This window comes from Paenibacillus sp. HWE-109 (genome assembly GCF_022163125.1).
Classification (GTDB): domain Bacteria; phylum Bacillota; class Bacilli; order Paenibacillales; family NBRC-103111; genus Paenibacillus_E.
On record NZ_CP091881.1, the window covers coordinates 6049676 to 6067752 of the forward strand.

General features: G+C 47.7%; 7 protein-coding genes. 2 read left to right on the forward strand and 5 right to left on the reverse strand.

From position 1 onward, the window contains the following. Positions 1-41: 41 nt before the first annotated feature. Positions 42-2561 carry an O-antigen ligase family protein gene (locus LOZ80_RS25780; protein ID WP_238167346.1) on the forward strand — a complete coding sequence of 840 codons (2520 nt, stop codon included), beginning with the start codon at positions 42-44 and terminating at the stop codon, positions 2559-2561. Between the two features lie 38 nt (positions 2562-2599). Here LOZ80_RS25780 and LOZ80_RS25785 read toward each other — a convergent pair whose 3' ends face one another. From LOZ80_RS25785 to LOZ80_RS25795, 3 genes are all read right to left on the reverse strand, one after another. Then, entirely contained in the window at positions 2600-5587 is a 2988-nt protein-coding gene (locus LOZ80_RS25785) for a DEAD/DEAH box helicase (RefSeq protein ID WP_238167347.1), read from the reverse strand. Next, a complete protein-coding gene (locus LOZ80_RS25790) occupies positions 5584-7158 on the reverse strand; it encodes an SWIM zinc finger family protein (protein WP_238167348.1) in 1575 nt (524 codons plus the stop codon). The genes LOZ80_RS25785 and LOZ80_RS25790 overlap by 4 nt, the downstream gene beginning before the upstream one ends. A 133-nt stretch (positions 7159-7291) precedes the next feature. Beyond that, on the reverse strand, positions 7292-7543 hold the full coding sequence (locus LOZ80_RS25795; RefSeq protein WP_189010090.1) for a hypothetical protein: 252 nt from the start codon (positions 7541-7543) through the stop codon (positions 7292-7294). Positions 7544-7804: 261 nt separating this feature from the next. Between LOZ80_RS25795 and LOZ80_RS25800 the strand changes: the two genes are divergently transcribed. Beyond that, on the forward strand, positions 7805-12049 hold the full coding sequence (locus tag LOZ80_RS25800; protein ID WP_238167349.1) for a GGDEF domain-containing protein: 4245 nt from the start codon (positions 7805-7807) through the stop codon (positions 12047-12049). A gap of 287 nt (positions 12050-12336) precedes the next feature. Here the strand turns inward: LOZ80_RS25800 and cysC are convergent, their stop codons facing one another. Together cysC and LOZ80_RS25810 are read right to left on the reverse strand one after the other, a co-directional pair. Then, positions 12337-12939 (reverse strand): adenylyl-sulfate kinase, encoded by a 603-nt coding sequence (cysC, locus tag LOZ80_RS25805; RefSeq protein WP_238167350.1) that lies wholly within the window; start codon positions 12937-12939, stop codon positions 12337-12339. A gap of 159 nt (positions 12940-13098) precedes the next feature. Then, positions 13099-17946, reverse strand: coding sequence for a GLUG motif-containing protein (locus LOZ80_RS25810; protein WP_238167351.1), 4848 nt, complete (start codon positions 17944-17946; stop codon positions 13099-13101). Between the last annotated feature and the right edge of the window lie 131 nt (positions 17947-18077).

Genomic DNA, 18077 nt, shown 5'->3' on the forward strand with positions numbered 1-18077 from the left:
AAAATAAAGTCGAACTTTAGCAAAAAGGAGACTATCCGTCAATGAGTGCAAGTAAAAATGCCTACACGGCTTCACGTGCCAAAACAAATGGAACAATAACGACAGAGAAGAGCTCTATCATCTTTTGGTTTTTAGTAGTTTTTACAGGCTTGTTTATGTTCTGGGCGCCATTTCAAAGGGCGTTGTTCAATGGTGGAACTTATGATTTCGAGCGTTCCATTTACTCGGCATCGGTCTGGTCCTCCATCATTTTATTGCTGATTGCCATCCTAGCTTTCTTTGTATTCAAACTTAATGAACAAAAAGATGTACTCACTATTTTGGTCTTACTCATGCCACTGACTTATGTGATTTCTTTGTCGAATTCGGCATCTCACTATTTGGCAACTAATATGGTGTACATCCAAATGCTGTATGCAACCTTCTTCATTTTAGGTGTATTTCTGACAAAAAACAAGCTTGGCACGTCGATTGTTGCCGCATTATTTATGATTTCCGGTTACTTTGTTGTTGTGTTCGGACTTTTGTACTGGTTGGGCAATGGAAACTTCGCCGGACACCTGGTTGGATGGTTCGCGCTTATGGATGCGTCCAGTGCTTATTTGTACCGTGATGCGATTATGACGGACTCGAACGGGCTTCGTTTAACCTCGGTTTTCCAATATGCGAATACGTATGCTGCCTTTTTAATTACGTTATCTCTATCAGCCTTATTCTTTATTGTTAAGTCTCGCAAATGGTACACGGTTCTACCACATGCGTTCCTGCTGGTGCCAATCATCGTGTCCTTCTGGTTGACGCTTTCCCGCGGCGCCATTGTAGTGATTCCGGTTGTTTTCTTGATTATGCTATTCTTCTTTTCGATAAGCAGACAAATTTTGGCGCTTGTGCAATTAGCACTAGCCTTCATTACGTCCCTTATCATTTTACAAAAGGTAACCGATATCGGGATTGGCTTGCAAAAAACGCCTAGTGCATCAGAATCTTGGCATGGCTGGTCCATTTTGCTGCTAGCTTCTGTAGTTTTCACTGCACTGGCTATCGTTATCCAACTCTTCGTGGCTCCTTGGCTAGAGCGAATAACAGCTCGTTTTGATGCTAAAAAGTATGCAACTTTCATTCTGCCGATCGCAGCCATTGTGATTGGTGTTGTGGGAGCCGTTCTGATCATCAATGATACAGGCTTCAAAAACATTCTCCCCGATAACGTGAAGACGCGTGTCGAGAATATTAACTTCCAGCAGCACAGCGTTTTGGAGCGCGGAACTTTTTACAAAGATGCGGTGAAGTTGTGGTCGGATTATCCGATTATCGGTGCCGGTGGTGGTGCGTGGGCTTCTTTATATGAGAAATATCAGAACAACCCGTATACAAGTCGTCAGGCTCATAACTTTGCTCTGCAATACTTGGTTGAGGCTGGGGCGCTTGGTTTCCTTGCTTTTGTCGGGTTCGTAATCGCGGTTCTCGTGTTCTATATAAGAAGTTACATTAAAAGCGCAAAGGAGAAACGGGATCTGCATTTCCTCTTTTTCATTGTGACGATCTCGCTCTTGGTTCACAGTATGATTGACTTTGATTTAAGTTATGTCTATCTCGGTGCCGTTCTGTTCCTTGCACTCGGTGGCATGCTGAGCAACAGTTCATCAGCTCCGCTTCGACTAAAGTCGAAATCGATAGCGATTCACAAGGCTTTCCCTGCGCTTCTGGCGGTTCTGTCGATTGTGTTTTTCTTCATTTCGGCAACGTTGGTTTCCGCGAACAGTTCGTATAAACAAACGCTTGAAGTGATTAAAAAAAGTCAGGATTACAATCAAATCGTAACGCCGCTAGATAAAGCGATTTCCCTGCATCCTGCCCATCCGGATTATTTGTTAACAGGACAGGTTAGCAGAATCGGGATTCTGCTTCAGGTTGCTAATCAAGTGCAGAAGGAAGATCCGGCGAAAGCGGAAACTTTTACGAATCAAGCTCAAGATCTTCTGAATCAGTTGTTGAAAAAAGAACCGCATAACCGTAGTGTTGCTATGCAGCAGCTGAATATGCTCCTTGTAAAAGGGAAGAAGCAGGAAGCTCTGGACTGGGCAAATGCTCAGATTCCTAACTACCCTTGGTACACGGATATGTATGAGAAGAGTATGTCTTTGAATATTGATCTGGCCAACCAAGCTAGAGAGAAGAACAACACGCAGGAATACAACACACGCTTGGATAGTGCTCTTGCCACTTACAAAGAGGTTCTATCTCGCGTAGACTCGCTGAAAAACCTTCCTAAAGAGCAAGCACAAGGTCGCGAGTTTGTAATTACTCCAAACATTGCATTAAGTGTTGGACAAATCAGCTTTATGCGCGGGGATTTGGCTGCTGCAGCAGCCAACATTCAACCGCATATTACAGAAAATTTAGATGATCAGACGAATCGTGTTTTGATTAGATGGTATCTGGCTATCTTGCAGAAACAAGGCTCAAAGGATCAACCGCTTTATGACAAGTTGATCGCCAAGGATCCGGCTGAGAAGCAGAATATTGAAGCGATTGTTGCGACTAATTTCGCAGCGAAATAGAAAAGAAGCGCCACAGCGATGTGGCGCTTTTTTACATGTCACTTCTCCATCCACTCGCGCCGCAAAACAAACAGCTCGCGAAGCTCGCCCGTGGACATCTCCGTCACCCAGTTCTCGCCGGTGCCGATGAGTTGGTCGCTGAGGCCCTTCTTGCGCGTGATCATCTCATCGATGCGCTCTTCAAGCGTGCCCAAGGTGACGAACTTGTGCACCTGCACGTCGCGGGTCTGACCGATGCGGAAGGCGCGGTCAGTGGCTTGGTTCTCGACGGCGGGGTTCCACCAACGATCGTAGTGGAACACATGGTTCGCCGCGGTGAGGTTGAGCCCGGTTCCTCCTGCTTTCAGCGAGAGGATGAAGATGTGGCAGCGCTCCTCTGCCGGGAGCGTCGCGTCCTGGAAGCGCGCGATCAACGCATCGCGCTTCGCCTTGCTCAGCCCCCCGTGCAAGAACTGCACGGGTTCCCCCCGCTCCTGCGCGATCCGCGCCTGCAGGAGGTGGCCCATCTCGACGAACTGGGTGAAGATGAGGCAGCTGCCTCCTTCGCTTCTGAGTTCGTCGATCATCTCAAGCAGCCGCTCCAGCTTCGCTGAGCGCGCCGCCCCAGTGCCGGCTGTACCACCGCCGGCACCGGCACCAACACCCACCCCATCCTTCAGAAACAACGAAGGATGGTCGCAAACCTGCTTGAGCTTCATCAACGCAGCCAGAATCAAACCTTTCTTCTCGATCCCGTCTACGCTGTCGATCTTCTCCATCAAGCTTTGCACGACGTTTTCGTACAAAGCCCCCTGCTCAGGGGTCAGAGCCACGTAGGCTTTGGACTCATACTTATCCGGCAAATCCAATTGGATGGCTGGATCTTTTTTGACCCGTCTGAGCAGGAACGGTCGAACCAGACGCTGCACGCGAGCAGAGAGCAGCGGCGAATCTTCTTCACTATTCTCAATTGGCCCCGCGTATTGATGGGTAAAGTGCTTCAGGGTACCCAGGTACCCTGGATTAATAAAATCAAAAATCGACCAAAGCTCTGTCAATCGATTCTCAATCGGCGTTCCCGTCAGGGCAATGCGCTGTACAGCGTTCAAACCGCGTATCGCTTGGGACTGCTTGGTGTAGACATTTTTGATATTTTGCGCTTCATCCAGACATAGGGCATCCCAGCTGACACTTGACAGTTCCTTTTCATCCAGCTGGGCAATATTGTAAGAAGTTATCACGAGGTCTGCACCCTGAATGGAAGCTTCAAATTCCTCGCCACGGGCCCGCTGCGCACCGTAGTGGAGATGGATCTTCAGCCCAGGCGCGAAACGCTCCAATTCTTTTTGCCAATTGCCCAGCACAGAGGTTGGGCATATCAACAGAGACGGCGTTGAACCCGATTCCATCGCTAATAAATAGGCGATAAACTGAATCGTTTTCCCAAGCCCCATATCATCCGCCAGACAGCCTCCTAGACCGATCTTCCGCAGAAATAGGAGCCAAGACACGCCCTCCTGCTGATAATGCCTTAAATCGGCTTCCAAGCCCTCAATCCGCTCCACAAGCGGGATGGACTTGGTCTGGTTCAACTGTTTCAACAAGGTCTTCAAGCTGCTGTTCAGTTCAACGCGGACTTTCATCTCGGCTTTTTCTTCTTTGGCCGATTGCCCCGAATCCGCATCCGCTTCCTCTTGCTCTCCGCTATCGATCAGATGCATCTCCAAAACTTCGCGGAACGAGAGGCCCTTCTTTTTCTCCATTTGGCGCATCGTGGCCTTAATCTGTTCCAGATAGACAGGATCCAGCTGCACCCATTTGCCGCGGATATAAATTAGCCGCTTTTTCTGCTCTGCCAGCTCCACGAATTCTTCTTCTGACAGAATCACGCCACCCAGTGCCACACGCCAGTCGAACTGAATGATTTGATCCATCCCGAACATCGCTTTTCGCGTGCCGACTGAGCTTTTCAGCTTCGCTTTGAGCTGTGGACGCAGACGTTGGAGTTCCTCCCACCATGATGGCAGAAAGATTGAAATGCCGGCCGCCACGAGCTGCAGACTCCATACGGTCAGAAATTCCCAAGCTTGATCATCGGACAACTGCTCATTAATTTTTCCGATTTGGAATTCACTCTCGAGTTGAGGAAGAATACGCAGCAGGCGTTCTGTCTGTGCCTGGATGCTCATTTCCATCGTTTCCTTCCATGCAGCAGGAACTTGTCCAGACAAGCTATTGCCCGCTGAACTGAACTCCACGATTCGGTTTGCATCCTTGCGGTCCTGTGCGATGAATCGAAGCCGCCAATCAGCGCCGTTATCCTTAGCTGTTGTCGTTCCATCGACGTAAGTTTCCGCATATGGCTCCACCAACTGCACACAAATACGATAAGGAGTATTGTCTTGTGTCCAACCGATAGCTAACAGCCAATCTTTCTCTTGCATCCAGCTGGCATGGGCTCTAGCCATATCAAAATCCGGATCACTTGTTCTGAGCAACAGGTTCCCTGCAACCAAACCACGCCACATTGTACTTATCTCAGAATCAGGATTCTGATGCAGCATCTCCCCCACAATGTCATCGAACCATTGGCGCCAAAAAGTCTCATTGACCCGCTTCTCACTGAGAAGCTGCTGAAACTCGTCCATTTTCTCGTCCGGGAGATTCAGTTTCCAGCCTATCCGGCCCTCGCGCCATTCTTCAAAAGAGGGCATGTACCAGCCTTCTGCCAGCGCTTCTTTATAGATTAAAGCTGCTTGCTGCATCAGCAGCACACCCGCATCCCAGGACAATTTGGCATGCAATAAAACGCCCGGTTCCGCCAAGTAGTCCATCGTCATATAGGGGCTTAGCTCTATGCCTTCTCCGCGTGAGGAATGGACCTGTTTAAGCTGATTGCCATAAAAAGACCGCTCATGCCAAGCAAATAGCAGCTTTCTAAGCCTATAGCCTGGAACAATATTGGCTTCTTCTGTTTCTCCGTAGCAGACGAAGCTCCCTCTAGGAAACCTTTCCAGACTGATATGAATCTGTGACAAGCTGATCATGGTAGAAGCTTTCCTTTCTGCAATTCTTCTTGAAATGCACGGTAGCGCGAATACTCTTGCACTAAGTACTGGATATAAGCCTCGAATCGAGACGTTTGCTTCAACTTTTTATAGGCGGCTGCTAGCTTTTTAAGCAGTTTAACAGCCTCGCGGTAAGCATCACGATTTTTTGCTTGGATGCATTCTTCAGCCGCATAATGATAAATAGGCAGTATTAAGCGCGGGTCCGCTTTCTCAACAAGTTGCAATTCTCCAGCCGAGATTTGCAGTGGTGTTAAGTTTAGCAGCAGACAGAGGTCCGCCCACGTTTTGTACTCTTTTTTCTGAAAGAGGAAGCTCGAATAATCGCGATAACTCGCCGGCAGCAAGGTCACCATCGCCTGTCTATATTCATCTTCAACATCCATATATCGTGACGCCTCTTGCCAGAAAAACAAATAATCACTTGCATAATGAGCCGCATTCTTCTGAACCTCCGGCCCTAACCAGCGAAGCCATTTCAAGAGACGTTCCCCTTGTTCTTCCTGTAGAAATATGTTCAAATAGCCAAACCAATCGCTCGGCACGATCGACAAGCATTCCTGCGTAACCCGCTCCCAAGCGTTCTCATCTTCTTCACTCATCATATCAAAATGGGCTAAAGCCATAACGGCTGCCTCATGACCGTAGCTTTCCCGTCTTCTAGCCGCAACGATTGACCGCAGTCTAGTAAGCTCGTCCGTCACTAGACTCTTCTCATTCAGCAACTCAGACCATAGGAGTTTATAGAGGTCATACCACTTTCTTTGGGAATTGAAGGCTTCTGCATCCATAAATCCAGCCAAGTAAGCCCCGATTTCCTTCAAATGCCCGGGATACTTGGTCTGCGCTTTCTCAACATTGATTTCCCATAAAGCGGTATGCAGCCGTTCTCGGCTGTGCTTCGCTATTTTCGCAAAAAAGTACTCCGCATTATAAAAGAAATCATACATCCCAGACTTGGACTGCATCAATGCATCACACAGCTTCATGAGATACAGATTAACTTGAATGTCATAGATTCCGCGTATGGCGGGCTCCCAATCATCTGCCAACTTGTTCAGCTGCCCCCAGGCGCGCATGTACAGTTCTTCCAAGCTGAACGCATTGTAAATTTTGGAATTGGCATATTGCTTTTCAAAATAGGCCACCCACGCTTCACAACTATCCGTCTCTTTGGGCAGTTTGACCGCCTTTTTGGAGGAAAGATCGAATTCAAACTGCGTTTTGGAACTGGTTTGCTTGGGATTTCTGAGCTCTTTAGGATCATATCCTTCTTGCTCTGCGACTTTAAATAAGACTGCCGCCATATGCTTGCACGTAGCACCATAAGGACAACTGCAGGTGCTCTTGCTGAATGCTTTTAAATCGAGATGGACCTTATAGCTTCTAGATCCTGAGACACGTGCTTTAATCACTGATGCCCCTTCTGTTTCTATAGCCCTTACAACGCCATCCCGGTAATATTTCCAACCTCGTTCAAGAATGGTACTGTCAAAATAAGACCGGATCCGCCCCGTCCAATGATTCCAGTCTATCGCTAACTCTGACATGATGGTGTTCCTCCGCATTTCGACAATTTCATCTTTTAATTATACCGAATCCCTTTGCTCATGGACACCTTCTCCAAAGAAAAGAACCCCTAAACCGAATCATTCCGATTCTGTTCAGGGGTTGCCTGGGATCTTATTTGCGCAGCATGCCTTGATGCGGGTGCGGGTGAGTACCGCAATACTCGTCGACCTCAGAACACGTATATACGTGCTCATAGACAGGAACACAGTGATGTCTGTTTACAATTTGAATTGGGTGAATGACTTGCACCTTTTGCGGGTGGTAGAAGTCTCTGACCACTCTTTCTGGATCTGTCATTATAGGGTCAGCCGGTGGACACTGAAATTGTTTTCCTTGCATTGGTTGATTCGGTTGGTAAGCCATTGATACGTCAACTCCTCTGATGGTTTGAGATAGTATACGTCTATGCCTAGTCCAAGGAATGTACCAATGCCTATATTTGCAACATTTAGGCGCTTTCTCATAGGCCAAGCAGGTATACGTCCAAGCAACCTTGCAATAGCCACATACCACTCCCATTTGTCGCACATTTTTGTTACAATTGAGAAACCGCTTTTCATTGCTCGTATTTATTAACCATAACATAATAAATTTCTTCATACCTATACAAGGAGGAGGGGGAAGATGCCGCCTGCAAACCACGAAACGCTCCCAACTAATCGCCATCTCACCTACTCGCATACCCTTGCTCATTCCGTTATGCACATTGATCATAAGCTATGGCAATATTTCCACTATCAACAAATTAATAACCGCTTGCACGCCTGGGCTTCAGCAGCCAAGGGATCATTCTTCCGCCAGCCGACAGAGTGGCAGCTAGTTCACGATAATCTTCATATCCAGCTCCCTCTCTTACCAGAGGGTTACCTCCCTTTCTCCGATGCAGGAAACGAGCAGCTCGGTGATACGGCAAAAGGGCAGCTGCTTGTCTCACTCTGTAAAGCGCTTTCTATTATGCATGAAGAACAATTTTACATGGGATTTTTACTGCCCGACATGCTGTTTTTCCATCCGCAAACCTTACACATTATCATCGATGTTCAACCCTTCCCGTCGGCCAACGAGTTTATCAATCATTTGTTGACCGATTATCCGTTCGCTTCATTTTCACGTTACGCCAGAAGGTTTCTCCTATCGCGCGTGGCGGACTTTGAAGCTATTTATCTGCTGATCCAATCGCTTTACAGATCAATTCCGGCTTCTCTTCAACCGCTTGTTGAGCGTCTTCGCACTCAGCCGGAGTCTTTTCTATTTGCCAATGAAATTGCTGATCTCATTCTGATCAGTCTGGACATGCCCCCTGAGAATCAATCCGTCACCTACGTTGGGAAGAATTTGCTGCACCCGGCTGCGGCGCCTGTAACCGAGGAACAGCGGGAACATTTCCGTTATTTTCTGCAATCGGGCGGAGAACGGTTATTAGGACTCATCTGTGAAAATGAAGCGATTCGCTTCGATGTCTACACGCAGCATATTAACGAAGTGCTTGAGAATGGTTACTTTTTCAAAATTGTCTCCCAGTCACTGCCCTACGCCACTTTGCGGGAAGTCGTGACTCGAACCTTGCACATAGCCTACGGGATTCTACCCGGATCCGTGACCATGCTGCGCAACTTATCGCGGAAATTCGATCAACTGCTGAAGAAGCATTATGAAGGAGATGATATCCTTTATTTGGTTACAGAGTGGCTGGTTCTGTTTTTTTCATCGGTGATCCCCTTGTTTCCAGTTCAGAAGTTTTACTACATTTTTGAAAACTGCGAGCATTTCGATGAAGATTCTCAGCTTATTCTGCGGAATTTCTGGAGAGAGCAAGGGCGCGTCATGGCCAGCTTGCATTTTACGTTTAGCGGCAGCCAGCTTCCTCAGCATTTTGCCGAGCTTTCTTTTCCAACGTTGAATATCCTTGATTCTGATCCGGCCATTTATAAGCAGTTGCTTGCCTCGCAGCTCGGCCGTGCTGATTCTACACTGCTTTGTGATCTCCAAGACTGGCTGCATGCGAACAAAATGAATATAAGCCACTGCCGAATTATTCTCGAGGAGCTTATTTCATCTAAGCAAATTCTGCTTACTGAAAGCGGCTGGCACAAGACCGCGACTTTTCATCTGGATGACAAAAAGTTGTATCCTCCAAGCTTGTTTGCTGGTCGCATCGCTCAACTGGACCCTGAAGAACTAGAACTATTGCGGCTCCTGTGCTGTTTGCCGATGCCCATCAATCTATTTTCCATGTTCACTGCTAATGAGAAGGATTTGGGCAGCGTGCTGCCTTCTCTTACGCGATTAGCTGAGCTTGGGCTTGCTCATGTCAGTCACAATGACAGCGTATTTATCTCGAGCGAAATCACGCAATTGGTCTTGGAGCAGCTTGGAGCAGTTGCCCTAACAGCTTACTATCAAACCGCTTTGCGCTACCAACATCAGTTTCGCCCATTTGCCCTGCCGCAGCTTATAACGCTCTCCAGTTTGGCCAGTGAGTACAAAATCGAATACTATTTGTTGTTAAAATATTACAAGCAAATCCGCTCGCTTCTTTCGTACAGTCAGAAGATTGAATTGCTGGAGCGCATTAAATATTTGTTCGAAAAGCTCGAACGGCCGTATCTTATTTTCCTGGATCGGCTGCTGAGTCGCATCTACCATCTTCTGAATCAATTTACGCTCTCAGAACAATTAGCCTCAACCGTTTATGAACATACCGGTAAAATTACGGATCGCTTTGCATGGACGTTCCTGCGCATCATTCAAAACAAAGAAGACGTATATGAACTGCGTGATAAGCTGTTTCCTTACATCTTCGATGCAACGCAAGCTTTGGAGAATCGCGTCAGAGCAGCCTTTTTATTGAACACCAGCAATTTCTGCTTCCCCTTGCAAGATGAAGAAATGAGTCAGCTCCATATTTTCTATATGGAAACCGTGTATCCGAATCGAAACCAGTTGACACTGCGCCATTTCGCAGAAGTTTCGAATTATTATGCAATCAATCTATTGATCCACTTTCCTGAGCTCGAGGAATGGGCTTTATCGATCGCCGCCAAATTGGAGCCGCTGCTGGATACGTCCCCGCATACGGATCTGATGCTCCGTCTGTATGACGTTTATTCCTACCAAAGCAATAATAAGCTGATCAATAAGTATGTGTACCACGGGATTGAGGGCGCCAAGCGCTCTGGCTACACGCTCAAGGAACAAGTCGGCCATCTGAACGCGATGGAATTCTCCCTGAACCAAGGCGATATGGCAAGTTATCTGTATCACAAGGAACGCGTTGTCCAGGTGGACGAGCTGAGGCGGAAGGATTTGGCCGAGAATTATTTGACGAATCAACTTCTCTTCGCGCTGGAATGGGAGCAGTGGACAACGTTTCACGAGTTGGAAACGATTCTGATTGCTCAGCATATTACAGAGTCTAGCCAGGCCCTGCTATCCGTCTTTCAAGGCTATGCCGCTTTCCGGCAGCATCAACCCGTTCACATTCCTGCCTCGCTCGAAAATGAGCATAACGCGGTTTTCTTGGAGGCGCTGCTCCAGACAAGCCGCGGAAATCTGGACATGGCCTGCCAGCTTTTTGGGCAATTTATTGCCAAAAACAACTCTGGCCTTTTCACAGGTTGGGCTTATCGCGAACTGCTCGCTTTGCTGTTAAGGCTTAAATCGGAGCACGTGGAGGCAGGATTTGAACAATTTGAAACCTATATGAAACGGTATGCCTATGATGTCTTCTGGCCGGATTATTACCGGCTTTCAGCTGATCGGGCGATGCACGAAGGAGACATACAGTCTGCCATGCTGTATTTAAGGCGGGCCTTGAATGGCTATCAAATGATTCAAAAAGACAACTGGCAGCCCTATTTGAAGGCATGTATGGAACTCGTCATTCAACCTTCCTTCTCTCCGGCTACCCCGGCTATCATGCAGAATGATTTTGTACTGAAAATGATTGCGGACCGCGAACAGTGGCTGCTCCTATCGCTCGATTTGCAGATTATCATCGAGCTAAGCGAGCAAGTGACAGAAACCTTGGATTTGGTCACGACCATGCAGCGGCTGACGAAAGCGCTATTTGACTACTTCCCGGTAATTCAGCTGGCTGTTACCTACAACTTGCTGCACGATAAGCAGAAGTACTTCGTTACCGCATCCGGATTAAGAGACCACGATGAATTAGTGGCTTATCAAACCCGCAGTGAGGGCAGTACCACGCTGTCCTTCACCCTTTTTCAGCGCGGTGATCAAACGATCACGCTGCAGGTCTATGTGGATGGCATGACCAAAACGAAACTCCAGCACATGGAGCACTTCCTTTCGTTCATTAAACCGCACATCATTAACGTTCTCCTCCATCGGGAGATGGTCATCGACAACCTGACCGGCTTTTATTTGCGGGGCCATTTCATGGAGAAGCTGAGAGATGAGTTCGAACTTTCCAGCCGCTATCAGCTGGATCTATCCGTTATCATGATCGATGTGGATAACTTTCGGCGAGTAAATGACTACGGGCATCCCGAAGGTGATCGCGTACTGCGGGAAATTGCCGATATCTTCCGCTTCAATTTACGGAAAAGCGACATCGCAGGGCGCTACGGCGGCGAGGAGCTTATTCTTATTTTGCCAAAAACTGATGGCAAAGAAGCACTCAAGATCGCCCGCCAATTGCGCAGTGAGATTGAGAAGGAATTCGCCTTCGGGCGGCCTTACACGATCACCGTCAGCGTGGGGGTCTCCTCCCTCGAGCTCTGCCAGCCGAGCTCCGTAGAGCAGCTTATCGAGCAGGCAGATATGGCCGAGATTACGGCGAAGAAGACAGGGAAAAACAAGGTCGTTGCGGCTTGGGAAAACGAAGACTTTCGACAAGACGACTAATAAGAGCCCTTAGGAGCTTCAGTTTGTGATAAAAGGGACTATTGGCGCGGATTAAGAGTCCTTGGAGGTATCTAATTGGGGGGCTTCATGTGAGTCTGGTATGGAATCTTGAAATTAGCTAGTTTAAATAGATGGTTAGGAGAACGCTGAGAGTGGCAGATAACGACAAATAGCAGCTACTCAAAGGAATAAGAACCTTTGGGAGCTGCTATTTGCGATATAAGGGGTATTGGAGTGAAATAAGAGCCCCTAAGGGCTCTTATTTGTCGCAGATTGGGAGGCTGTTCCTACTCAGACAACAACCCGCGTTCTATCAAACAGGAAAGAATCAAACTTACAGACTCATCCACATTCAATCGATCGGTGGGAACGACGAGATCAGGTGCGATGGGTTCCTCATACGGTGAACTTATCCCCGTAAAGTCAGCGATCTCGTTGTTACGTGCTTTGCGATATAAACCTTTCGGATCTCTGGTTTCGCAGGCCTCCAGTGAACATGACACAAAGACCTCGACAAAAGCATCTTCAGCAAACAAGCGCCTCACAGCTGCTCGCTCTTCACGGAAGGGGGAAATTAAGGAAGTGATCGCGACTACGCCCGCATCCACGAGTATTTTCGCCATTTCGCCTGTTCGACGGATGTTCTCTTTGCGATCCTCGGCACTGAATCCGAGATCCTGGTTTAGGCCCAATCGGAGATTATCTCCGTCTAGTACGTATGAGCGAATCTTTTTATCAGCGAAAAGTCTCCGTTCCAGCGCTTGCGCCAGTGTGGATTTTCCAGAGCCGGATAGGCCCGTGAACCAGATGACCATGCTTTTATAGCCGTTTAGGGAAGATCTTAGTTCATTAGAGATGGAGGAGGATTGCTCTGTTAGGTGTTTATTCATCGAAGTCGGTCTCCCTCTTTCTTTTATGCAGAATCCATATTGTTTTTTATTTATTCCATATAAAAGTCTAAAAATCCTCCCAAAGTGGCAATATAGCAGTTCTGCCTGTTCTCGGGTCTTATATCCTGCTGCCAGGGTAGAGGCTGATTCGTTTAATACCTACTTTTTAAGCTGTATCGCTCTTAAAATGATAGTCACCGCTTCAGCGCGTGTGGTATTCGCTTTCGGCTTCAACGTGCCGTCCTCGTATCCGTTAAATAAAGCTTTAGCCGTTGCTGCAGCTAGCGCGGCGCGAGCCCAGTCAGATATTTCAGCGTTATCCTTAAAGCTGTCTATACGGTCCCCCGCAGCGGTGATCTGTGCAGCGCGAATGGCAATTACCGCCATTTGTTCGCGGGTAATCAAGTCGTCAGGACCAAAGGCGCTTGCGCTATATCCCGTAACCACGCCCAGTGCGGCAGCAATCTCAATGGCATTTCGCGCCCAATGAGCCTGCGTATCGCCAAAAGCTTTCCCTGTTTGTGCCTGTAGATGAAAGGCTTTTACAATCATAGTAACAAACTCAGCTCTTGTGATCTGATTATTCGGCTTAAACGTATGATCCGAATAGCCATCTATTATGCCTAGTTGAATCGAATCACGAATGCTCGTTTCGGCCCAATGCCCCTTGATATCGCCAAAATTCACGACTTCTACTGGGGGATTAGTCGTCGTCTTTTTATCCGTTACCAGAACAGCAAACTTCGTAAAATGACGAATAGATCCGGATACCGTTCCTTGGGTCTGATCTATCTTCTGATCATCCAGCAGCTCCCACTTCTGGTTGTGCTCGTTCAATCCATAAAGTGCGGCTGATGATTTAGAAAAATCAATCTTTGCCTTGTCAAAAGGCAAGGTAATAACGACAGCCTTGATGAAATCACCGGCTTTATCTTTGGTAATCTCGTAGATCTCACTTGCCAAGCCCATTGAATTGTCAGAAGGCAGGCTGGAAGTGCCGCTAATTTTATTCACTGTAACCTGAGTATCGGTATCCACTGCGCCTAGCGGCACATCAATTTGGACCCCATTTAAGATTAACGTTCCACCGCGAGCTGCCCATATCGTTCCGACATTACTAGGACCGCTTCCGCCTCCTCCACCATTGCTGTATACCGCTGCTGCTCTATTCACGTACACAAGATAAGTTTTACTTGAACCATCTAGAGCTGTTATCACTAATTCCATTCGATTATTACCTATATCAAGCGGCAGCGATTGTGTTGCCTGACCAGTAGTTAAGTTAAATGGACCTACCACAAGGACATTACCATTATTGTACAAGCTACCCAGTATGGCGGAATTGCGATCATACACGCTAGCCGTAACATTCATGCTTGAGATTGGATTAGTCACATTAAAATGATACGTTGTTCCCGTCACAGAATCGGGAATTAAGGTCAATCCCCCGCTGCTTAGCGTCAATCCGCTCAAACTGGGATTGCCCGCCGGAGCAGCAGACCGAGTGACCACCACTGTATAGGATGCCATCGTTCCATCCTGCGCAGTGACCATATATGTCACTGGCGAAGTGAAATCGTTCGCCGTCGTTCCGCTCACTTGCGCGGTCGAACCTACCTTCACCGTCGACCCTGCGGAACTCGTGAACGTTGCCACTAAGGACGACACGGCTGTTCCATTAGGCACGGTTAATGCGATATTCGCGCCATTAATCGTTCCTACTACCGCTGGGGACAATCCTTGGAAGCTGAACGCCGTCAGGTCCTTCACACTGCTCGCCGCCGCAACATTTACCGTCACGATCCAGTTCTGGGTGCTGTCATCCGCTGCTCTCACCAAGTACGTGACCGGGTTTGTAAAGTTGTTAACTGTCGAGTTACTGGTCTGCCCCCTGGAACCTACCTTCGCAAAAGCTCCGGGAGATAAAGTGAACACGGCCTTCAAGCTGGTTACATTGGTACCGTACACCACTTGAATCACAACTGTGTGCGCGGTGGCATCAATGACAGCTGGACCGGTTTGCTGAGGAAAGCTAAATGCCGTAATAGCTTTCGCACTGCTAAATGCAGCGGTTACGGTAACTGTCCAGTTCTGCGTAATACCGTTCTGTGCTTTAACCACATAAACAACCGGATTCGTGAAATTATTTGCAGTCGTGCCGCTCACTTGATCCGTAGTCCCGACCTTGGCAGTGGCTCCTGCAGATAAAGTGAACACAGCTTTTAAGTTGGTTAGACTCGTGCCATTAGCCACTTGAATCGCAACTGTATGATCGGTAGCATCAATTACCGCTTGGCCGGTTTGCTGAGTTAAACTGAATGCTGTAATCTCATTTTCGGTACCTACCGCAACGGTTACAGTAACCTTCCAGTTTTGCACAGTACCATTCTCTGCTTTGACAACATAAGTGACTGGATTTGTGAAATCGTTCACGGTCGTGCCGCTTGCCTGATCTATGGTGCCGACCTTCACCGTTGCTTCTGCCGATAAAACAAACGTTGCCACCAAGTTGTTCACGCTGGCACCACTCATCACTTCAATCTCTACCGTATGTGCAACCGCATCGATGATGGCAGAACCGGTTTGCTCAGGCAAACCGAATGATAGGAACTCATTCGCATCGTTCGCTTTCACATTCACCGTGTACGTTGTCTTCGTTGTTCCATCCGTCGCCGTTACGATAACCTTCTTGCCCGTCGCCAATCGGGTAGCTGCGGTTACTCCATCTGCATCATAAACTTCAAACACTGCATCCGCTGCTGGCGTAATTGCTGCCTTAAATGCAGCTAACGTTGTACCATAGGGAATGTCCGTTATGCTTTCGCTAGTTGTTCCTCCTATACTTACATTTCCGATCGTGGAAGTCAGCGTTGCATTAGAATTGGGTACAATCCATTTCGCATACAAGATCGTATTAACAGCTATAGCAAATGAATCCCCCGGTTTATAGGAAACGCCATTGCCATCCGCCTGCGTGTTCCATCCATTGAAAACATGGCCTGGCTTGATTAAGTTAATCATGCCGGAATAAACGTCAGCTTTTACACCTTGCATGAAAGAATGACTCGTCGGAACAGTTCCACTAGTACTCCCATTCCCGTCATAGTCCAAGTAAACCTGAATAGCTGACAAATAAGGATACCCGTTATTATGCAAGGCATCTATCGTCCATACATTCGCAAAATCCCAAATATGAGCACTATCTGCTTCATAAGTACTTTTAGCCTGCATCTGCACAGTAGATTGGCCCAGGCCTCCTGCAGAGACCGATTGTGCTGTTGTCATCGTGTCGTAGAAACTGTTGGTAGCCACTCCCCCGCCACCCAGATGACTATCCAGTCTTTCTCCAACCAAACCGCCTGCATCGATACTTCCACTCACTTTCCCAGTGGCGTAGCTGTTGTTAATCATTCCGCCGCCGTTTTGCCCGGTCAAACCTCCTACCTTCTCATTGCCCGCCACTTGCCCTGAGGCGTAACTATCGTTAATAAATCCATATCGGTTCCTACCTACCAACCCGCCTACATATTCACTATCAGCACTTCCGCTTACTTGCCCTGAGGCGTAGCTGCTCTTGACCTCCCCACTCTCGTAGTTATAATTAGTCCCAACTAAGCCGCCAACTTCATATCTCCCACCCACTTCCCCTGTGGCAAAACTATGGCTGATTGTTCCTCCATTGTTGTCGCCAACTAAACCGCCCACTTGAGTACTTAAATCACTTCCACTCAGATTCACATTCCCCGTGGCATAGCTGTAGCTAATAGTTCCACTCGTGCTGAAGCCAATCAAACCGCCCACTTGAAAACTTGAATTACCGCCGTTCACATGGCCTGTGGCGTAGCTATTCAGGATGTTTCCACCTTGGGAATTATCGTTTTTGCCAATCAAACCGCCTATACTATAACTTTCATCCGTCCCACTCACATTACCTGTAGCGTAGCTGCCGCTGATTTCTCCGTTGTTATTCGTAGCAGCCAAGCCACCTGCATAGGGACTCCCATAGGCAACAGCAGGATTTGGTAGCAAGCTCACATTACCTGCAGCGTAGCTGTTGGTAATTTTGCCATAAGACGCGTTCCCAACCAGACCGCCTGCGACAAAGCTTCCGCTCACATCCCCTATAGCGTAACTGTCACTGATCGTCCCACTTCGGCTGGAACCAAGCAAGCCGCCTATCACTTCACCTCCGCTTACCTTCCCTGAAGCATAGCTGTCTCTGATCGTGCCATTCTCGTTGTATCCAACTAAGCCGCCAGCATTCCTATCCGTACTTGCGACCAAGCTCACATTGCCTGAAGCGTAGCTGCCGCTGATCGTTCCATCTGACTTGTAACCAACCAAGCCGCCTACATATTTATTTCCGCTTACAATCCCTGCAGCATGGCTGCCGCTGATAATTCCGCTGTTGGAATCACCAACCAAGCCGCCTACGTTTTCGCTCCCGCTCACATCCACTGCAGCATAACTGTCCTTAATCTCTCCATTGTTGTTGCTGCCAGTCAAACCGCCTACACTATAGTCTCCACTCACACTTCCTGTAGCGAAGCTGTTTTCTATTGTTCCTCCATCGTTCAAACCAACCAACGCGGCTACTGCATAACCACTATGAATAGATACATTTTCCAGCTTCATATTCGCAACAGAACTTCCATTTCCGATACTCCCAAATAAGCCAGAGAAATCGCCATTATGTATCGTTAGCCCCGTTATTTGATATCCGTTACCATCCATGTGACCTTTAAATGGCGTGTCCTGATTACCTATAGGAACCCAGCCCGGTGCGGCATAACTGCTCAAATCAATAGGACCTGTCAGCTGAAAATAAAGATTCCCATCCAAGTAACTGCCCCTGACTTTATTCAGTTGATTGGCCGTTCCGATGAGGTACGGTTTGCTGAATGACCCCTCTCCTGAAAAATCAATTGCCGCAGAAACTTTCCTGCTTCCAACTCCACCGCCTGAGATCGCGCCGAACACGACCATAATCACCAATATCATAGTCATAACTCTATTTCCCAATTTCCGCATTCCTTGCTCCACTCCATCCTTTGCTTTCTGAAAAATGCATTAAACCCTACAATAAGTCTACAGCAGCCCAATAAAAGGATAATGAAAAATAATCCAATAAATAGAAG